This window comes from Stenotrophomonas sp. 22DLJC03 (assembly GCF_056861405.1).
In genome coordinates this window covers 628,868-648,483 of the sequence record NZ_JBSPUG010000003.1, presented here as the reverse complement: position 1 = coordinate 648,483, position 19,616 = coordinate 628,868, and the positions used below count along the sequence as shown (strand labels likewise).

At 66.4% G+C, this 19,616-nt stretch carries 19 protein-coding genes; 8 read left to right on the top strand and 11 right to left on the bottom strand.

All coding sequences use genetic code 11. From position 1 onward, the window contains the following. Positions 1-86: 86 nt before the first annotated feature. Positions 87-1,271: a pyridoxal phosphate-dependent aminotransferase gene (locus tag AC13GA_RS13690; RefSeq protein ID WP_482998360.1), complete on the top strand. Its 1,185-nt coding sequence runs from the start codon at positions 87-89 to the stop codon at positions 1,269-1,271. Between the two features lie 123 nt (positions 1,272-1,394). Here AC13GA_RS13690 and AC13GA_RS13685 read toward each other — a convergent pair whose 3' ends face one another. After that, positions 1,395-3,491, bottom strand: a complete 2,097-nt coding sequence (locus tag AC13GA_RS13685) for a prolyl oligopeptidase family serine peptidase (protein ID WP_482998359.1) — start codon at positions 3,489-3,491, stop codon at positions 1,395-1,397. Positions 3,492-3,560: 69 nt separating this feature from the next. Further along, complete coding sequence (locus AC13GA_RS13680) at positions 3,561-3,887, bottom strand: hypothetical protein (RefSeq protein ID WP_046984999.1); 327 nt, start codon at positions 3,885-3,887, stop codon at positions 3,561-3,563. Between the two features lie 127 nt (positions 3,888-4,014). Between AC13GA_RS13680 and AC13GA_RS13675 the strand changes: the two genes are divergently transcribed. Next, a complete protein-coding gene (locus AC13GA_RS13675; protein ID WP_046984998.1) occupies positions 4,015-4,617 on the top strand; it encodes a lipocalin family protein in 603 nt (200 codons plus the stop codon). A 37-nt stretch (positions 4,618-4,654) separates the two neighbouring features. On the opposite strand, the gene AC13GA_RS13670 is transcribed toward AC13GA_RS13675, so the two are convergent. The 3 genes from AC13GA_RS13670 to AC13GA_RS13660 all read right to left on the bottom strand — a co-directional run bounded on the left by AC13GA_RS13670 (position 4,655) and on the right by AC13GA_RS13660 (position 7,454). After that, complete coding sequence (locus AC13GA_RS13670; RefSeq protein WP_046984997.1) at positions 4,655-5,344, bottom strand: methionine ABC transporter permease; 690 nt, start codon at positions 5,342-5,344, stop codon at positions 4,655-4,657. Beyond that, positions 5,341-6,348 (bottom strand): methionine ABC transporter ATP-binding protein, encoded by a 1,008-nt coding sequence (locus AC13GA_RS13665; protein WP_046984996.1) that lies wholly within the window; start codon positions 6,346-6,348, stop codon positions 5,341-5,343. Before AC13GA_RS13665 ends, AC13GA_RS13670 begins: the two co-directional genes overlap by 4 nt. A 209-nt stretch (positions 6,349-6,557) precedes the next feature. After that, entirely contained in the window at positions 6,558-7,454 is an 897-nt protein-coding gene (locus AC13GA_RS13660; protein WP_482998358.1) for a DMT family transporter, read from the bottom strand. A 179-nt stretch (positions 7,455-7,633) separates the two neighbouring features. Here AC13GA_RS13660 and AC13GA_RS13655 point away from each other — a divergent pair, with 179 nt between their 5' ends. Further along, positions 7,634-8,116 (top strand): YajQ family cyclic di-GMP-binding protein, encoded by a 483-nt coding sequence (locus AC13GA_RS13655; protein WP_006471121.1) that lies wholly within the window; start codon positions 7,634-7,636, stop codon positions 8,114-8,116. Between the two features lie 35 nt (positions 8,117-8,151). Here AC13GA_RS13655 and AC13GA_RS13650 read toward each other — a convergent pair whose 3' ends face one another. The 3 genes from AC13GA_RS13650 to AC13GA_RS13640 all read right to left on the bottom strand — a co-directional run bounded on the left by AC13GA_RS13650 (position 8,152) and on the right by AC13GA_RS13640 (position 12,062). Further along, positions 8,152-9,249, bottom strand: a complete 1,098-nt coding sequence (locus AC13GA_RS13650; protein ID WP_253078344.1) for a helix-turn-helix domain-containing protein — start codon at positions 9,247-9,249, stop codon at positions 8,152-8,154. 201 nt (positions 9,250-9,450) lie between these two features. Then, complete coding sequence (locus tag AC13GA_RS13645) at positions 9,451-10,578, bottom strand: NAD(P)-dependent alcohol dehydrogenase (RefSeq protein ID WP_482998357.1); 1,128 nt, start codon at positions 10,576-10,578, stop codon at positions 9,451-9,453. Between the two features lie 17 nt (positions 10,579-10,595). After that, a complete protein-coding gene (locus AC13GA_RS13640) occupies positions 10,596-12,062 on the bottom strand; it encodes a benzaldehyde dehydrogenase (protein ID WP_482998356.1) in 1,467 nt (488 codons plus the stop codon). Positions 12,063-12,255: 193 nt separating this feature from the next. Between AC13GA_RS13640 and AC13GA_RS13635 the strand changes: the two genes are divergently transcribed. Then, positions 12,256-12,822 (top strand): DUF1415 domain-containing protein, encoded by a 567-nt coding sequence (locus AC13GA_RS13635; protein WP_482998355.1) that lies wholly within the window; start codon positions 12,256-12,258, stop codon positions 12,820-12,822. Next, positions 12,819-13,622 carry an SDR family oxidoreductase gene (locus AC13GA_RS13630; RefSeq protein ID WP_337302218.1) on the top strand — a complete coding sequence of 268 codons (804 nt, stop codon included), beginning with the start codon at positions 12,819-12,821 and terminating at the stop codon, positions 13,620-13,622. The genes AC13GA_RS13635 and AC13GA_RS13630 overlap by 4 nt, the downstream gene beginning before the upstream one ends. A gap of 138 nt (positions 13,623-13,760) precedes the next feature. Here the strand turns inward: AC13GA_RS13630 and AC13GA_RS13625 are convergent, their stop codons facing one another. Then, positions 13,761-15,791 carry a M3 family metallopeptidase gene (locus AC13GA_RS13625; RefSeq protein ID WP_426355110.1) on the bottom strand — a complete coding sequence of 677 codons (2,031 nt, stop codon included), beginning with the start codon at positions 15,789-15,791 and terminating at the stop codon, positions 13,761-13,763. A 170-nt stretch (positions 15,792-15,961) separates the two neighbouring features. Between AC13GA_RS13625 and AC13GA_RS13620 the strand changes: the two genes are divergently transcribed. Continuing rightward, the gene (locus tag AC13GA_RS13620) at positions 15,962-16,366 is read left to right on the top strand and encodes a hypothetical protein (protein ID WP_046984990.1); all 405 of its coding nucleotides are present in this window, start codon (positions 15,962-15,964) and stop codon (positions 16,364-16,366) included. A gap of 100 nt (positions 16,367-16,466) precedes the next feature. Here AC13GA_RS13620 and AC13GA_RS13615 read toward each other — a convergent pair whose 3' ends face one another. Next, positions 16,467-17,579 (bottom strand): PLP-dependent cysteine synthase family protein, encoded by a 1,113-nt coding sequence (locus tag AC13GA_RS13615; RefSeq protein ID WP_046984989.1) that lies wholly within the window; start codon positions 17,577-17,579, stop codon positions 16,467-16,469. 125 nt (positions 17,580-17,704) lie between these two features. Here AC13GA_RS13615 and gloA point away from each other — a divergent pair, with 125 nt between their 5' ends. Then, positions 17,705-18,220 (top strand): lactoylglutathione lyase, encoded by a 516-nt coding sequence (gene gloA, locus AC13GA_RS13610; RefSeq protein ID WP_136639044.1) that lies wholly within the window; start codon positions 17,705-17,707, stop codon positions 18,218-18,220. A gap of 94 nt (positions 18,221-18,314) precedes the next feature. Beyond that, entirely contained in the window at positions 18,315-18,743 is a 429-nt protein-coding gene (locus AC13GA_RS13605; RefSeq protein WP_065724641.1) for a VOC family protein, read from the top strand. Between the two features lie 67 nt (positions 18,744-18,810). Here AC13GA_RS13605 and AC13GA_RS13600 read toward each other — a convergent pair whose 3' ends face one another. Then, positions 18,811-19,242, bottom strand: a complete 432-nt coding sequence (locus AC13GA_RS13600) for a CBS domain-containing protein (RefSeq protein WP_046984986.1) — start codon at positions 19,240-19,242, stop codon at positions 18,811-18,813. Positions 19,243-19,616 lie beyond the last annotated feature (374 nt).

The window sequence follows — 19,616 nt, the reverse complement described above, 5'->3', positions numbered from 1 at the left end:
ATGGATCGCGCGCGCCCCTCCTCCGGGTCAGAGCCCTTTTGCACGCAAATGGGATCCGACCCCGGCACGCCGCGTACCATGGCTGCATGAGCACCCTGCCCCACACGCCGGGCTACAGCCGGCGCAGCCATGAAATCGCCCCGTTCCACGTGATGTCCCTGCTGGCCCGCGCACAGGCGCTGGAACAGGCCGGCCATGATGTGATCCACCTGGAGATCGGCGAACCGGACTTCACCACCGCCGAACCGGTCGTACGCGCCGGCCAGGCTGCGCTGGCCGCCGGCCACACCCGATATACCGCCGCGCGCGGCCTGCCGGCCCTGCGCCAGGCGATCAGTGGCTTCTATCGCAGCCACTATGGGCTGGACATCGATCCCGAACGCATCCTGGTCACGCCCGGCGGTTCCGGGGCGCTGCTGCTGGCCAGCAGCCTGCTGGTCGATCCCGGCCGCCACTGGCTGCTGGCCGACCCCGGCTACCCCTGCAACCGCCACTTCCTGCGCCTTGTGGAAGGCGGCGCGCAGCTGGTGCCGGTCGGCCCGGACACCGCATACCAGCTCACTCCCTCGCTGGTGGAACAGCACTGGAATGCCGACAGTGTCGGCGCGCTGGTGGCCTCACCCGCCAACCCGACCGGCACCGTGCTCTCCGCCGACGAACTGGCCGCACTATCGAAGGCCCTGCAGGCGCGTGGCGGCCACCTGGTGGTGGACGAGATCTATCACGGCCTGACCTACGGCCTGGACGCAGCCAGCGTGCTGCAGGTGGATGACAGCGCGTTCGTGCTGAACAGCTTCTCCAAATATTTCGGCATGACCGGCTGGCGGCTGGGTTGGCTGGTGGCGCCGCCGGCGGCGGTGCCGGACCTGGAGAAGCTGGCACAGAACCTGTACATCAGCGCATCCAGCATCGCCCAGCACGCTGCGCTGGCCTGCTTCAGCGCGGAATCGATGGCGATCTTCGAGCAGCGCCGCGAAGCGTTCCGCGAGCGTCGCGATTGTCTGTTGCCCGCCCTGCGCGAGCTTGGTTTCCGCATCGAAGTGGAACCGCAGGGTGCGTTCTACCTGTACGCCGACGTCAGCGCGTTTACCGACGACGCGCAGGCGTTCTGTGCGCACTTCCTGGAAACCGAACACGTGGCGTTCACCCCGGGCCTGGATTTCGGCTTCCACCGCGCCAACCAGCACGTGCGGCTGGCCTACACCCAGGAAGTGCCGCGGTTGCAGGAAGCGGTGGCGCGGATCGCACGCGGGTTGAAGCGATTCCGGTAGCGCCGGGCCATGCCCGGCGGCATATTGCCGCGCTCCGCGCTCGCCGGGCATGGCCCGGCGCTACCCGATAACGAAAAACGCCGCCCTGGGGCGGCGTTTTCCGTTCTGCTTATTCCGTTCTGCTTACTTGCCGCCCAACCGCTCCCACAGGAAGCTGTAGGCCAGTGCAGCCATGTGCGCGGCCTGCGCATTGTTGGCCGCACCGCCGTGGCCACCTTCGATGTTCTCGTAGTAGGTCACGTCCTTGCCGGCGTCGATCATCTTCGCCGCCATCTTGCGGGCGTGGCCCGGATGCACGCGATCATCGCGGGTGGAGGTGGTGAACAGCACCGGCGGGTAGGCCTTCTTCGCGTCGAACAGATGGTACGGCGAGAAGGTCTTGATGAACTCCCAGTCGCTGGTGTCCGGGTTGCCGTACTCGGCCATCCACGAGGCACCGGCCAGCAGGTGGCTGTAGCGCTTCATGTCCAGCAGCGGTACCTGCACCACCACCGCACCGAACAGCTCCGGGTACTGGGTGAGCATGTTGCCGGTGAGCAGGCCACCGTTGCTGCCGCCCTGCACGCCCAGGTGCTTGGCCGAGGTGATCTTGCGGGTGACCAGGTCCTGCGCCACGGCGGCCATGTCTTCATAAGCCTTGTGACGGTTCTGCTTCAGAGCCGCCTGGTGCCAGCGCGGGCCGTACTCACCACCGCCACGGATGTTGGCGACCACGTACACGCCGCCCTTTTCCAGCCAGGCGCGACCCATGCCACCGGAGTAGCTCGGGGTCAGCGAGATCTCGAAGCCACCGTAGCCGTACAGCAGGGTCGGGTTGGAACCGTCCAGCTTCATCGCCTTGTCGTGCACCACGAAGTACGGCACGCGGGTGCCGTCCTTGCTGGTGGCGAAGTGCTGTTCGATCACCTTGTCCTTGGCATCGAAGAAGGCCGGCATGGTCTTGAGCACTTCCGGCGCCTTCCCGATCTCGGCCAGTGCCAGAGTGGTCGGGGTCAGGTAGTCCGTGGCGGTCAGCCAGACGGCGTCGCTGTCGTTGCTGTCCACCGCGCCCACGGCCAGGGTACCGAAGGCCGGCGCACCGACGAACTCACTCTTCTGCCAGCCGCTGGCACCCGGGGTCAGCACCGACAGGCGGTTCTTGACGTCGTCGAGCACGTTCAGCACCAGGTGGCTCTTGGTCCAGGTCGCACCGGCCAGCGAGGTGGTCGCGGTCGGGGTGAACAGGACTTCGAAATCACGCTTGCCGGCCAGGAAATCGTCGAGCTTGGTCGCCAGCAGCGAGCCGGAGGCGTAGGTTTTGCCACCTACGGTCCAGGCGTCACGCAGCTCCAGGGTCAGCCACTGCTTGTGCAGGCCCTTCTCCGCCGAGTTCGGCGCGTCGATCTTGGTCAGCGTGCCGTTGTCGGCACGCAGGTACAGCTCGTTGTTGTAGAAGGCCAGGGTGCGGCTGACCAGGTTGCGCTCGAAGCCCGGAGTATCATCGTGCATCGCCGCGATGTACATGTCTTCCGGCTTGCCTTCGTACACCACGCTGGCCGAGGCCATCGGCGTACCACGCTTCCACAGCTTGGCCACGCGCGGGTAGCCGGAGGTGGTCATCGAGCCGGCACCGAAGTCGGTGTAGACGAATACGGTGTCGCGGTCGATCCAGTTCAGGCCGCCCTTCGATTCCGGACGGAAGAAGCCGTCCTTGATCCAGGACTTGTTGGACAGGTCGAACTCACGGGTGACATCGGCATCGGCACCGCCGCGCGACAGCGCGATCAGGCAGCGGCTGTAGTCCGGGCGCAGGCAGTCGGCACCGTGCCAGACCCAGTTCTCGCCCTCGGCCTTGTTCAACGCGTCCAGGTCGAGCACGGTTTCCCACTGCGGCGAGGCCTTGCGGTATTCGGACAGCGTGGTGCGCCGCCACAGGCCGCGCTCGTGCTGCTTGTCCTTCCAGAAGTTGTAGTAGTAGTCGCCGATCTTCTGCACGCCGGGGATCTTGGCATCGGAGTCGAGCACCTCACGGATGCTGGTCTCCATCTGCTTGAAGGCCGGGGTCTGCGCCAGGCGCCCTTCGGACTTGGCGTTCTGTTCCTTGACCCAGGACAGCGGCTTGTCGCCGGTGACGTCCTCCAGCCAGGCGTAGCGATCGGTTTCTTCAGCGGCCACGGCGGTCCCCACCGAGGCAGCGGTCATCATGCCGGCCAACAGGCAGGCGGAAGCGAGTCGTGACATTGCAGCTCCAGGCAGTCATAAGCCCAGGAACGCTAGCACGGAACGTCGCGGCCGCCCCCGTGTCGAAGGTCAGGCCGTGGCCGTCGAGCCGCGCCGGCCTCGAGGCGTCCCGCCGCTGCGACGTCGCGCCTGTCCACCGGTACGACGTGCCAGCCGCAACCACGACAGGCGTGGCAACGGGAAGCGCAGCAGTGCCCACCAAGCCACCAGCGGCATGCCCACCAGCCACATCGGCAGCCAGCCCAGCCAGGCGCTGCTGCCGCGCGCGGCCGGCCAGACCAGTACCAGCGCCAGGCCGGCCAGGGCCAACTGCTGCACGCTGCGCAGCAGGCGCGGGTCGGCACGCTCGAGGATGACGCGTTCAGTTGCAGGGCGAAGGACGGAACGTGCGTTCATGGGGCTTCTCCGGTAGACAATGCAACACAGCTTGGGCAAGCCCCTTCTCACAGGTTGCGACACCATTGACGGATCGCGTGCACACAGTCGACCATGCGCGTGCAAGCCCACTGGAGCACGCTCCCGCATGACCTCGATCCGCCCGCTCTGCGCCGTGCTGCTGGCCCTGTCCCTGGCGGGCCCCGCCATGGCCGCCAGTGAGCCGCCGTCGCCCCGTGCCAGCGCAACGCGCGCTCCCGCCCTGGACGAACCGATCGACCTGAAGCGCTTCATGGGCACCTGGTACGTGATCGGCCGCGTACCGAACTTCATCGAACGCGGCCATGTCGCCAGCGTCAACCAGTACGAACTGCGCGACGAACACAAAGTCGGCATCACCTACCGCTACCGCGATGGCTTCGGCGAACCCCTGCAGGAAGTCCGCGCCCGCGCCAGCGTCGACCCGGACAGCGGCAACCATGGCTGGCGCACCTGGTTCTATCGCGTGGTGCCTACGCATTCGCGCGTGCTGGAAGTGGCCCCGGACTACTCATGGGCGCTGATCGGCTACCCGGGTCGCGAGATGGCCTGGATCTTCTCGCGCACTCCGGACATGGACAAAGCCTTGTACAAGGAGCTCGCCGAGCGCCTGCGTGACGAGTACGGCGTCAACACCGACAAGCTCAAGCGGGTGCCGCAGCACCCCGAGCAGGTCGGCAAGCTGGGCTACGAAGTGCCGAACGTGCGTTGAGATGGCGCCGCCGGGCATGGCCCGGCGGACGAACCGATTATTTGCGGCTGTAATGCGTGACCAGGCGGTCGCCGAGCATCTGCAGCAGCTGCACCAGCACCAGCAATACCACCACGGTGACCAAGGCCACGTCGGTACGGTTGCGCTGGTAGCCTTCGCGAAGTGCCAGGTCGCCCAGGCCCCCGGAACCAATCGCACCGCCCATTGCCGTGAACCCGACCAGCGCCACGGTGGTCACGGTCGCGGCTGCAATCAGGCCCGGGCGAGCTTCGGGCAACAGTACCCGGCTGACCAGTTGCCAGGTGGTGGCGCCCATCGCCTGTGCCGCCTCGACCACACCGCGGTCTACTTCACGCAGAGCAGTCTCGACCAGCCGCGCGTAGAACGGTGCCGCACCGATGACCAGTGCGGGCAGCGTGCCGAGCACACCGATCGACTGGCCCATCAGCCACAGCGACACCGGGATCAGCACCACCATCAGGATGATGAACGGTACCGAGCGCAGCAGGTTCACCACCAACGCCAGCACGCCGTAGGCGAAGGGCCGGCGCTTCAGCTGCGGCGCCCCGAACACGTACAACAACACGCCCATCGGCAAACCAATGGCCAGAGTCAGTGGCAGCGAACCGGCCATCATCAGCAGCGTCTCGATGGTCGCCTTGCCGATATCCACCCATTTGTCCGCATCCAGGTGGCGGAAGAAACCTTCAGCAGTGGCGGCGATCATCGACGCAGTTCCTCAACGTGCACGCCGGCGGCCACGAATGCGGCCTGCGCGGCGGACTGGTCACCGCCCACCAGGGCGACCACCAGCTGGCCATACGGGGTGTCCTTGATCCGGTCGATGCGGCCGGACAAGATGTTGTAATCGACCCCAGTCTGGCGGGCGACGCTGCCGAGCAGGGGTTCATAGGTGTCGCCGCCGAGGAAGGTCAGGCGCACGATGCGACCGCCGACGACGTCGAAATCGCGGTGCAGCGCGCCTTCATCCACGTGCTCCGATTCGCTGACGAAACGGCGCGTGGTCGGATGCTTCGGGTGCAGGAACACCCGAGTGACCGGGCCGGTCTCGACCATCTGGCCGGCATCAAGCACAGCGACGCGGTCGCAGACGCGGCGGATCACGTCCATCTCGTGGGTGATCAGCACGATGGTGAGGCCCAGCTCGCGGTTGATCTTCGACAGCAGTGACAACACCGAGGCGGTGGTCTGCGGGTCGAGCGCACTGGTCGCCTCGTCGCACAGCAGGATCTGCGGGCGGGTAGCCAGCGCACGGGCGATGCCGACGCGCTGCTTCTGGCCACCGGACAACTGGGCCGGGTATTTCTGCGCATGCGCTTCCAGGCCGACGGTCTGCAGCAGCTCGGCCACGCGCGCGTCGATCTCCGCCTTCGGCGTACCGGCCAGCTCCAGCGGGAAGGCGACGTTGCCCGCCACCGTGCGCGAAGACAGCAGGTTGAAGTGCTGGAAGATCATGCCGATGCGCCGACGCAGCGCGCGCAGGCCGTTCGGGTCCAGCGCGGTGACATCCTCGCCGCCGATCAACAGCCGTCCACCGCTGGGCTCTTCCAGGCGGTTGATCATGCGGATCAGGGTCGACTTGCCGGCGCCGGAATGGCCGATGATGCCGAACACCTCACCGGCCTCGATGGTCAGGTCCAGCGGTTGCAGCGCGCTGACTTCGCGGCCGGCAACGGCATAGGATTTGTGCAGGCGCTGGAACTCGATCACGGGCGTGACTCACCGGCTGGGTGGCGGAAGGGGGCGTGCAGCCTACCAGCGTGGGGGCTTGCGCGCCCGCGCCATGGGCCAGAATGTTATTCCTTTTGGTTCTAAGTCACCCAAACCGGCGCGTTGGCTGGGGTCAGAGCCCCTGCGGGATCCGACCCCGGGGCCGGATCCCCGCAGGGGCTCTAACCCCATTCCCCGGCCCAACCGACTCAGGGATGATCCAGCGGCTTCGGCGGCTCCTGCCGGTTCACCCGCTCGCGATGCAGCAGGTAAAGGCCGGAAGCGACAATGATCGCCGCACCCACCCAGGTATAGCCATCCGGCAGCTGGCCCCAGAAGGCGAGATCCCAGCCGATCACCCAGACCAGGCCGCTGTACTCCAGCGGCGCGATCATCGAGGCCTCGCCCAGCTGGAACGCCTTGGTCAGGGCAATCTGGCCCAGCGCCCCAGCGAGTCCCATGCCCGCGATCAGCGGCGCATGCGCCAGCTGCAGCGGCTCCCAGCCCGGAATCGCCAGCAGGCCGGCGCCGATGGCCATGATCACCAGGAACCAGACCACCATCGACTGCGAGGTATCGGTGCGGGTCAGCAGGCTGACCGTGATCGCGGCGATGGCATAGGCGGTGGCCGCCGCCAGCACCATCAACCCTGGCACCGAGATGAAGCCGTCCACGCCCGGCCGCAGTACCACCAGCACGCCGATCAGGCCGATGCCGATGGCCACCCAACGCCGAGGGCCGACCCGTTCACCCAGCAGCGGCACCGACAACGCAGCGATCAGCAGCGGGGCGACGAAATAGATGGTGTAGGCGGTGGACAGCGGCAGATCGCGCAGGGCGAACACGAAGCAGCCGATCATCGCCATGCCCAGCGCGCCACGCAGCAGGTGCAACCCCCAGCGACGCGGGATCAGCGAGCGCGGGCCGGCGCTGACCAGCACCCAGACCAGCACGAACGGCAGCGAAGCCGCGCCACGCAGGAAGGTCACTTCCAGGGTGGGATAGCTGGCCGACAGCTGTTTCATGCCAGCGTCCATCAACGAGAAACAGGCGACCGCTGCAACCATCCAGGTCACCGCGCGCGAGGGAGAGCGTTGCAGGTTCATGGCCCATTATCGCCCGCCTGTTGCTCTTATGTAGCGCCGAGCCAAGCTTGGCTGGCCGTCTTGTAGAGTCCAGCCATGCTCGGCTGCTCTTCACAAAGCAGCCGAGCATGGCTACAGAAAGCGGGCATGCAGGCCGGCGCGATAGAATGGCCGCCACTGAATTCTGCGGAGTACCGCCCATGCCTTCCTTCGACGTCGTGTCCGAAGTCGACACCCACGAGCTGACCAACGCCATCGACCAGGCCAACCGCGAGCTCGCCACCCGCTTCGATTTCAAGGGCGTGGATGCCAAGTTCGAACGCGATGGCGATGTCATCAACCAGACTGCGCCGACCGAGTTCCAGCTCAAGCAGATGAACGACATCCTGCGTGCACGCCTGGCCGCGCGCGGCATCGACGTGCTCAGCCTGGAATTCGGCGATATCGAAACCAACCTGGCGCAGGCCCGGCAGAAGATCACCGTCAAGCAGGGCATCGAGCAGAAGATCGCCAAGAAGATCGCCGCGGCACTGAAGGATGCCAAGCTGAAGGTGGAGAGCCAGATCAACGGCGACAAGCTGCGCGTGCAGGGCAAGAAGCGCGACGACCTGCAGGACGCCATCGCCGTGCTGAAGGCCGGCAAGTTCGAGCTGCCGCTGCAGTTCAACAACTTCCGCGACTGATGGATGCCGCCGGGCCATGCCCGGCGACCTTCCGGTCAATCGCGCAGCAGCTTGTACAGCGTGGTGCGCGAGATACCCAGCTGGCGTGCGGCCAGACTGAGATTGCCGTCTGCGGCCTGTGCCGCACGGCGTGCCGCCTCGCGCTGCTGGTCACGCAGCTGCGGCGCACCCGGGTTTGTCGGCGCACTCTGCTGCGCGCCACGCCGCAATGCACCTCGCGGTGCCTGCAGATGCTGCAGGTAGACCGCACTGCCCTCGCCCAGACGGACCCGATGCGGCGCACCCGGTTGCAGCAGGCGACGCCGTTGCGCCGCACTGGCACCGGCAAACAGCGCCTCCAGGCTCAGCAACGGCAACGGCCCGCGCCGTGGCAGACCCAACAGGCGCCTTGCAACGCGGTTGGCCGCGCGCAGCTGGCCGTCCTCCTGCACCGCCAGCAGCCCCTGCAGCGGTGACGCCAGCCAGCGTGGATCATGCTGCACGGCCAGCAGGTGCACGTCGGTGAGGGCATGGAACAGGCGGTTCTCGCTGGCCAGCGCGGCCTGCCGGAAATAGCCCTGCAGCAAGGACGGATCGCGCTCGCCCAGGCCGGTGATGTCGATCACCCCGAAGACCTTGCCGTCGAGATCGTGCAGCGGCTCGCTGAGGCAGAACACCGGGGCGAAACGCTGCAGGTAGTGCTCGTTGCCACGCACCAGCGCCGGCAGGTCGTCGGCCAGGCTGACCGCCGGTGCCGTGGTGCCGATTTCGCTCTCGCCCAGCCGTCGGCCAACCTGGATCGGCCTTAACAGGGGCGCGTCTTCCAGGCCATGCGCCTGCTGCGCGACCACCATGCCGTCGCGGTTGGCGCAGAACATCGTCCAGCCACGCCCACCGAAGGCCGCCCAGAGTTGTTGCAGCTCCGGCTGCACGCAGCGCGCCAGGCGTCTGTCATCGGGATGGGACAGATGGCGGCCATCGCCCAGCAGCGGCCGGTAGTCCGGCTCCTGCCCCGGCTGCAGACCGGCCGCACGCGAGCGCTGCCACGACTGCTGCAGCGGCAAGGGCAGGAGGCCCAATGACCGCGCATCCCCCTCGGCGAAGGCCGCCCGGGCGGCCACCAACTGTTGTTGTCCCAGTGCGGAAGCCATCATGGAGGCAGAGTACACCCGAGTTCGCCATGCCCGTGTTACGCCACGGCAACGGAACGTTTCCGCCAGGGATTCCTTACCCAATCAATCAAGGGGGTCGGAGCCGATTTCCTCCGGAAATCGGCTCCGACCCCATCGCATGTCCAACAGATCGCGGAGACCTGTCCAAGGCGGGGGGCCGCACCCAGCCGTGCCACCCTGCACTTACGCCGCGATGCGCAGGATCGGCTTCAACGTGATGCCACGGGTGCTGTCTTCGGCGGCCTGGTTGATCTGTTCCAGCGGATAGAACTTCACCAGCTTGTCGAACGGGAAACGGCCCTGCTGGAACAGTGTCACCAGCTGCGGAATGAACACCTGCGGCACGCTGTCACCCTCGACGATGCCGCGGATGCTGCGACCGCCGAGCAGCAGGTTGTTCACATCGAAACTGGCGGTGGTGCCCAGCTTCGGCGCACCGACCACGCCCATCATGCCAAGCCCGCCGAGCGCTTCGATGCCGGCGGAGAGCACTTCCGGGCGACCGGTCGATTCCAGCGCAAAATCAGCGCCGCCGCCGGTGATCGCACGCACGGCCTCGACCACATCGGTCTCGCGGCTGTTGATCACGTGGGTGGCCCCCAGCTCCAGCGCCAACTCCAGGCGCGACGGCACCACATCGATGGCGATGATGGTGGTGGCGCCAGCCACCTTGGCCGCCATCACCGCGCTCAGGCCGACTGCACCGGCACCGTAACTGGCGAAGCTGCTGCCTGACCGCACCTGCAGCGAGTTGAGCACCGCACCCGCGCCGGTCTGGATGCCACAGCCCAACGGGCCGAGCAGTTCCAGCGGTGCATCGTCCGGCACCTTGATTGCATTGATCTCGCGTGCAAGTGCATAGGTGGCGAACGAGGACTGTGCGAAGAAGTGGTCGTGCAACGACTGGCCCTGCGCATCGGTGATCGCGGTATGGCCGTGACCATCGTCGCCACCGAAGTTGAGCGCAAAGAAATCGCGACAATACGCGCCGTGGCCACCGCGACAGGGATTGCAGTGGCCACAGGCACCGTAGGTCAGCACCACATGATCTCCCGCCTTCAGCTCCTTGACGTTGGACCCGACCGCTTCAACGATGCCGGCGCCTTCGTGGCCAAGCACCGCCGGCAACGGCACCGGATAGTACTGGTCGCGCACGATCAGGTCGGTATGGCACAGGCCCGTGGCCACCACCTTCACCAGCACTTCGTCGTCCTGCGGGCCGCGCAGCGTGGCCTGCTCGATGACGAAAGGCTGTTCCTTGCCGCGCACCACGGCGGCGGTGATCTCACGGGTTGCAGTGTCGATGTTCATACGTGGATCCTCCTGGATCAGATCGGGTAGGCGGGCGCTTCGCCCTTGACGGTCAGCCACTGCCACTGGGTGAATTCTTCGCCGTTGGCCGGGCCACCGATGCTGGTGCCGTTGCCGGACGCACCCACGCCACCGAAGGGATTGATCACCTCGTCGTTCACGGTCTGATCGTTGATGTGCAGCAGGCCGGTGCGCAGGCGTTCGCCGATCTTCAGCGCGCGGCCGACATTGCTGGAGATGATCGCCATCGACAGTCCGTACTCGCTGTCGTTGGCCAGGCGCACGGCTTCGTCGTCATCGTCGAATGGCACCACCACCGCCACCGGTGCGAAGATTTCTTCGTTGAATGCCGGATTGTCGGCCGCGACGTTGCCAAGCACGGTCGGTGCGAAGAACAGGTCCCGGTGCGTGCCGCCCGCTTCCAGCGTGGCGCCGGCCTGTACCGCCTGCTCGACCACGCGCGCGGCGTGGTCGCGCTGGCCGGCGTTGATCAGCGGGCCTATTGCTACGTCCTCGCGTGCAGGATCGCCCACCTTGAGCGCTTTGGCCTTGGCCACCAGCTTCTGCAGGAACGCGCCGTGGATCTTCCGGTGCACCAGCACGCGGCCGGTCGCCATGCAGATCTGGCCCTGGTGCAGGTAGACACCCCACGCAGTGTTGGTCACTGCCAGATCGAGGTCGGCATCGTCCAGAATGATCAGCGAATTCTTGCCCCCCAGCTCCAGCGAGACCTTCTTCAGGTGCTTGCCCGCTGCTTCGCCCACCTTGCGCCCGGCCGCGGTGGAGCCGGTGAACTGGATCATCGCCACGTTCGGATCGCTGGTCAGTGCGGCACCGGCCGTACCGTCACCCGGCAGCATGTGCAGCACACCCGCCGGTAGACCGGCCTGCTCGAACAAGCGCGCGATCACCGCGCCACCACACACCGCCGTGCGCGGATCGGGCTTGAGTACCACCGCATTGCCGAGTGCAATCGCCGGGGCCACCGCGCGCATCGCCAGGTACAGCGGGAAATTGAACGGCGAAATGATCCCCACCACGCCCAGCGGCCGGCGCCGTGCCAGGTTCAGCCGGCCCGGTTCGGAGGGCAGGATCTCGCCGACGCTGCGCGACGGCAGAGCGGCGGCCTCCTGCAGCGCCTTGATCGTCACCTTGGCCTCGAAGCCGGCCTTGAGGCGGGTCGAGCCGCTTTCGCGGACCAACCAGTCGATGAGGGTGTCGATGTTCTCCTCGGCCAGCCGCGCAGCCTTGCGCAGCACCTCGGCGCGCTGTTCATACGGTGCGGCGGCCCACGCCCGTTGTGCCTGCGCAGCGGTAGCTGCCGAACGCGCCACCTGCGCCGGGTCCGCCAGGCCGATCTCGCCGAGCGACTGGCCGGTAGCCGGTTCGATCACCGACTGCCGCTGCACAGCGGCCTGCCAGTGCCCATCGAAGAAGGCGCCGGCCCAGAGAGCGTCCGGCAGCCACGGGGAAGATGCAGTCATGGGTGTCCTCCTGTGTCGTGCATCCATTCCACGCCCGTCGCCCCGGGCTGGCAATCGGCCATCCATTGATAGTGCGCAACGACTTGAATCGTCAGGGATTTCCAGCTTCGCCACTGTCCAGTTCCTGCACAGTGGACAGCGCAGCACCGGCACACTGCCTACAATGGCGGCCCCGCCAGCCCACGTGCCCGCCATGACCGATTCCCACCTGCCCACCGATGACCCGATCGCCGCCACCCGCCTGTGGCTGGAGCGCATCGTCATCGGCCTGAACCTGTGCCCGTTCGCCAAGGCGGTGTACGTGAAGGACCAGGTCCGCATCGTGCTCAGCGATGCGACCACGCCGGAAGCCCTGGTTGAACAGCTGGCCGAGGAGCTGGTGCTGCTGCGCGATACCCCGGCCGAGCAGATCGACACCACCCTGATCGTGCATCCGCAGGTGTTGATCGACTTCCTCGACTACAACGACTTCCTCGACAACGCCGACGCAGCGATCGAGGCACTGGACCTGCAGGGCATCCTGCAGGTGGCCAGCTTCCATCCGGACTACCAGTTCGATGGCGTGGCCGCAGACGACGCCAGCAACTACACCAACCGCGCGCCCTTCCCTACCCTGCACCTGCTGCGCGAAGACAGCGTGGCACGCGCGGTGGATGTCTATCCGGACCCGGACGTGATCGTCGAGCGCAACATCCAGACCCTGGACCGCATCGGTGTGGACGGCTGGCACCGCCGCCTGCGCGGCGAAGACCTGACGTGAGCACGGTGCCGCCGATTGCCGCATGGCCGGCCGCGCCGCTGTCGGGCAAGGTTGTGCTGGTCACCGGCGGCGCCAACGGCATCGGCCGTGGCATTGCCCAGGCCGTGCTCGGTGCCGGTGGACGCGTGCTGATCGGCGATCTGGACGCCGAGGCTGGCGAAGCGTGCCTGGCGGAATGGCGGCGCGGCGACGATGCCGCGTTCCAACCGTTGGACATCACCGATGAAGCCAGCGTGCGCGCTTTCATCGCCGTAGCCCTGCAGCATTTCGGTCGCATCGATGGGCTGGTCAACAACGCGGGCATCGCTGGACCGCATGGCACGTTGCTGCAGGACATGGACTGGAACGAATGGCAGCGCCGTCTGTCCTCGCTGCATGGTGCATTCCTGTGCAGCAAGCATGCGCTGCCGGCACTCTCGGCGAATGCTGCCGGCGCGATCATCAACATCGCCTCGACCCGCGCGTGGCAATCCGAATCACACAGCGAAGCCTATGCCGCAGCCAAGGGTGGACTGGTCGCCTTCACCCACGCGCTGGCGATCAGCAGCGGGCCGGCGGTGCGGGTGAACAGCATCAGCCCCGGCTGGATCGGCACCACTGCGTGGCAGGCACCATCGCGGCGCCACGCGCCGGAATACTCAGCCATCGACCGTGCGCAACACCCGGTGGGCCGGGTCGGCCGCCCCGAAGACATCGGTGCACTGGCGGTGTACCTGCTGTCGTCGCTGTCCGGTTTCACCACCGGCCAGGACTTCATCGTGGACGGCGGCATGACCCGGAAGATGATCTACGCCGAATGATCCCAAGGCGCGACGCCCGGTAGAGGCCAACCTTGGTTGGCCTGGGCTTTTCGCCAACCAAGGTTGGCGCCTACCAAGGCGTTACGCCATGTCCGAACATTCCGGTAGATCCACGCCATGCGTGGATGATCGTTGGCCTTACGCCATGCCCGAATGGCGCAGCAGCGCATCGATCTGCGGCGCGCGGCCACGGAAGGCCTTGAAGTTCTCCGCCGCCGGGCGACTGCCACCACGAGAAAGGATCTCTTCGCGGAAGCGCGCGCCGGTTTCAGCCAGCGCCTGCGGCGCCTCCTCGAACGCCGCATAGGCATCGGCGCTCAGCACCTCGGCCCACTTGTAGCTGTAGTAACCGGCTGCGTAGCCGCCGGCAAAGATGTGGCTGAACTGATGCGGGAAGCGGTTCCAGACCGGCGGATGGTTCACCGCCACTTCCGCGCGCACGCGGTCCAGCAGTGCCAGCACGCTGTCCTGCGCCGGCTCGAACTGGCTGTGCAGCAGCATGTCGAACAGGCCGAACTCCAGCTGGCGAACGGTGGCCATGCCGCTATGGAAGTTGCGCGCGGCCAGCATGCGCTCGTACAGCGCGCGCGGCAGCGGCTCACCCGTTTCCACATGCCCGGTCATGCCCTGCAGGTGGTCCCATTCCCAGCAGAAGTTCTCCATGAACTGGCTGGGCAGCTCCACCGCGTCCCATTCCACGCCGTTGATGCCGGCCACGCCCAGTTCGCCGATGCGGGTCAGCAGCTGATGCAGGCCGTGGCCCATCTCATGGAACAGGGTGGTCACTTCATTGTGGCTGAAGGTAGCCGGCTTACCGTTGGCACCGCGACCAAAGTTGCACACCAGGTAGACCAGCGGCGTCTGCACGCTGCCATCGGCACGCTCGCGACGGTTGCGGCAATCATCCATCCACGCGCCACCACGCTTGCCTTCGCGCGCGTACAGATCCAGGTAGAACTGGCCCACCAGCGCGCCCTGCGCATCGACCAGCCGGAAGAAGCGCACGTCCTCGTGCCAGACCGGAGCGCTGTCCTCCTGCACGCGCAGGCCGTAAAGCTGTTCGATCACCGAGAACAGGCCGCCCAGCACCTTCGGCTCGGTGAAGTACTGCTTCACTTCCTGCTCGGAATAGCTGTAGCGCGCCTGCTTGAGGCGGTCGGCGGCGAATGCCAGGTCCCAGGCCTGCAGTGTGTCAATGCCCAACTGTTCGCGCGCGAACTGCTCCAGTTCGGCGCGGTCCTCGGCCGCGAACGGCTTGGCGCGCGTGGCCAGGTCACGCAGGAAACCGAGCACCTCGGCCGGGTCCTGCGCCATCTTGGTCGCCACCGAATAATCGCCATACGAGCCGAAACCGAGCAGCGCGGCCAGTTCAGCGCGCAAGGCCAGGATGCGGTCGATGTTACCGCTGTTGTCCAATGCATCGTCGCCGAACTCGGACGCACGCTGTGCGCTGGCGCGGTAAAGGATCTCGCGCAGGTCGCGGTCCTCACCCCAGGTCTGCACCGGCAGGTAGCACGGCATCTGCAAGGTCAGTTTCCAGCCGGTCTTGCCGTCCTTCTCTGCTGCAGCATGCGCGGCAGCCTTCACGTCTTCCGGCAGGCCCTTCAGTCGCGCTTCGTCCTCGATGATCAGCGACCACGCATCAGTGGCGTCGAGCACGTTCTGCGAGAACTTCGCCGACAGTGCCGACAGCTCCTCCTTGATTGCCGCGAAACGCTGCTGCGCCTCGGGTGCCAGCTCAGCGCCACCCAAGCGGAAATCGCGCAACGTGTTGTCCAGCACCTTGCGCTGGGCCTCGTCAAAGTGCGCCGCCTCGGCGCTGGCAGCCAGGGTCTGGTACTGCCGGTACAACGCCAGGTTCTGGCCCAGCGCACTGGCGAAACGGGTCACCCGTGGCAGGTTGCTGTTGTAGACCTCGCGCAGTTCCGGGGTGTTGACCACGCCCTGCAGGTGGCCGACCAGGCCCCAAGCGCGCCACAGGCGTTCGGTGGCATCGTCCAGCGGGGCAACGAAGGTCTCCCAGCGCACCGGCTGCACCTGCTCGGCTGCGCTGACGGCGGCTTCGGCCTCGGCCAGCAGCACGTCCAGCGCCGGCGCCACGTGCTCGGGGCGGATCGCCTCGAAGCGCGGCAGGCCGGAAAAATCGAGCAGGGGGTTGGCAACGGTCACGGCAGATCTCCAGGGTACGGGCCCGACAGGCGGGCAGCACGGTAGATATGGCGCTGCCGGGCGTGGCTGACAAGGGGGCGCTGCCCGGTATTCACGTCGGCCTTACGGTCGCGGTTCGAAGCTCTGGCTGCGGGGGAGTCCGCAGCGGTAGGTACCCAACGAGGGCCCACATGGAAGGTCTGGCTGCAGTTGCATCCGTCTCATCGGCGCGGTCGCTGGCGTTGTCCGCCAGCGCGGCCGAGCTGACCTGGATCGCCGCGCTGTGCGATGCCGGCGACGACGCCCCGCGCCACCTGCAGCAGTTGCAGGCCGTGCTTCAGCAGGGCGGCACCTTCAACGATGCCCAGGAGTGGTACCCGTTCGAGGTGATCGAACGCGGCGCCAGCCAGCTGCGGCTGGGCCATGAGCGCGAGTTTGTGATCTGCGTGCTGCTGTGGCTGCAGGCACTGGCCCAGGGCCGGGCCAGCGGCCTGGACCCGAGCCTGCACCTGGATGATCGCGCGATGGACATCGAGGCATTGCCCGATGCGCTGCGCGATGCAGTGCTGGATGCGTTCACCGCAGCGGGGTATTGATCGGGGTGCGACACACCGCTGCGCTCGCCGGGCATGGCCCGGCGCTACCCTCCCAGCACGATCGGCAGCGCCGGGCCATGCCCGGCGGAATGCCGGCCGGCTACAGCGCTTCCAGGCTGCACCACGGCAGTTGCGGCAGGCCCTGCCCGGCTACCGCAGCAGCCAGCTGCGCGTCGGCCCCCTGCACATCGATACCCTGCCGTGCATACCACGCCGGGTCGTAGTAGCTCTGCGCGTAGCGCTCACCGCTGTCGCACAGGATGCTGACGATGCTGCCCTGGTGGCCGGCCTCGCGCATCCACTGCGCAGCCTGCAGCACGCCGATGAAATTGGTACCGGTGGAGCCACCCACGCGTCGGCCGAGCTGGCGGCTGACATGGCGCATCGCGGCCAGGCTCAGTGCATCGGGCACCTTCACCATCGCATCCACACTGGTCGGAATGAAGCTCGGTTCCACCCGCGGCCGGCCGATACCTTCCACGCGCGAACCGCCGCTGCAGGTCAGGCCGCGCCAGTCCTGCTGGCCGGCCACGGCAGCCTGATAGCCATCGAAGAACACCGACACTTCCGGGTCCGCGCAGAGGATGCGGGTGTCATGCCGGCGGTAGCTGACATAGCGGCCCAGCGTGGCCGCGGTACCGCCGGTACCGGGGCTGCACACGATCCATTCCGGAACCGGGCTGGGCTCTTCGGCCATCTGCTTGAAGATGGATTCGGCGATGTTGTTGTTGGCGCGCCAGTCGGTGGCACGCTCGGCGTAGGTGAACTGATCCATGAAGTGGCCGCCGGTCTCGCGGGCCAGCTTCTCCGAATCACAGTTGAGATCGCAGGCGCGCTCGACCAGGTGGCAGCGGCCACCATGGAACTCGATCGCTGCGATCTTTTCCGGCGAGGTCGTGGCCGGAATCACCGCGATGAACGGCAGGCCCAGCAGACGCGCGAAATAGGCTTCGGACACCGCGGTCGAACCGCTGGATGCCTCGATCACCGGCCGCCCCTCGCGCAACCAGCCGTTGGTCAACGCATACAGGAACAGCGAGCGGGCCAGCCGGTGCTTGAGGCTGCCGGTGGGATGGCTCGATTCATCCTTCAGGTACACATCGATGCCCTCGAACCCGGGCAGCGCCAACGGGATCAGGTGGGTATCGGCGGAACGGTTGAAATCGGCTTCGATCTTGCGGATGGCGGCGGCCACCCATTCACGCTGCGACATGGCGGGCAATGGTCATCAGGACGGAACGGTGCGATCCGGCCATTGTACGTCGCGGTGCCGTCAGGTGGCGGCCGGTAGAATGGCCCCATCCGGCCGGCAACGGCCCTGTCTGAAGGACCTCCCCCATGACCATTCCCGCCCTGCGCGATGTCCCCGGCGTCGCCGCCCAGGCTCCGGCCGAGACCACCGGCTTCGTGTTCAACCACACCATGCTGCGGGTGAAGGACATCACCGCCTCGCTGGACTTCTACACCCGCGTGCTGGGTTACCAGCTGATCGACAAGCGCGACTTCGCCGAAGCCCAGTTCAGCCTGTACTTCCTGGCCTATGTGCCGGCCGGCGCCGTGGTACCCGAGGATGACGACGCCCGTCGCGTGTGGATGGCCGGCCTGCCGGGCGTGCTGGAGCTGACCCACAACCACGGCACCGAGAGCCAGGACGGCGCGGTCTACCACGACGGCAACAGCGACCCGCGCGGCTTCGGCCACATCTGCGTGTCAGTGCCGGATATCGAGGCCGCCTGCCAGCGCTTCGAGGACCTGGGCGTGACCTTCCAGAAGCGCCTCACCGACGGCCGCATGAAGAACCTGGCCTTCATCAAGGACCCGGACGGCTACTGGGTCGAGATCATCTCCAACTGACCCCAAAAGGGGACGGAGGGGATCAAGTCGTTTCTGGCACTATTGGCCGGAAGCGACTTGATCCCCTCCGTCCCCTTTTTTTTGCGAGGTTGGTATGGAAACGATGGAACTGCACCGCGGGCGACTGATCGACCACATCCAGCTGGTCGTACGCGACCTGGCCGCCAGTCGGCGCTTCTACCAGGCGGTGTTCGATACGATCGGCATCCCGATCGCCGGCGAAGGCGATGATTACTTCTGGGCAGACGAGCTGTTCATTTCCAGCGCCAGCAGCGAAGCCGCCGCCGGCCAGCTGACCGGCCGCCACCACCTGGCGTTCCAGGCCCGCGACAGCGCCACCGTCGATGCCTTCCACACTGCGGCCATCGCCGCCGGAGGCAAGGACAACGGCGCACCCGGCGAGCGCCCCTACCACCCCGGTTACTACGGCGCGTTCGTGATTGATCCGGATGGCAACAACATCGAAGTGGTCTACCACGGCCCGGCGAACTACAGCGCCGACTCGGTGAAGGTCACTTTCTGATTTCACCGAAGCCGTGAACGAAGAAGCCGGGCAATGCCCGGCTTCTCTCGTTCCGACAATGGAGTCCTCAGTGGGCCGCCATGTAGATGTCCTGCAGCACGGCCTTTTCCAGCTCCAGCTCGCCCAGCAGGTTCTTCACGATGTCGCCCAGGCTGAGGATGCCCACCAGGAGCGTGCCTTCGGTGACCATCAGATGACGGCGCCGCGAGTACGTCATCAACGACATGGCCTGCTTCAGGGTCGCTTCCGGCGCAATACCTTCCAGGCCAGTGGACGGCAGGCTGGAAATCACCCGGCGGCCGGCCTGCGGGCCGTCGTCGGCCAGGGTACGCACGATGTCCTTTTCGGAAATGATGCCAACCGGGGCATCGTCCTTCATCACCACCAGCGCAGCGATCCTGTTCGCGCTCATCTTGTGGGCGGCGGCACCGATGGTGTCTTCGGCGTCGATGGTGATGACAGCTTCTTTCTTGGATTGCAGGAGTTCGCGGACGTTCATTCTTGTTTCCTGGTGCAGGTCACTGAAGTCAAAAAAGTGTGCTCTTCCGATACGCCCCCTCCCCGGGAACAGACCTTTCAGCGCACGTCTGGCGCACCCGCCTGCCGCTTGGAATGAATCGGCAGACGTCGTGCTGCAACGCGAACGAGGTGGGCTCAACGGCTCAACCCGACCCTCGGTCAAAGTGATTCTACGACTGCGACCATCGGTCACTACCGGCATCGATAGGACAGTTCGTCGTGGGAACCAACTGACGATCCAGAGAATGGCACCGTGGCTGAAACCGCCGCTGAATACAGGCGATGTCGCGCGTTAAAGATTGATTGCCGGCTGCCGACAGCGGACACAACACCCGGCGGCTGTCCCACTTGGCA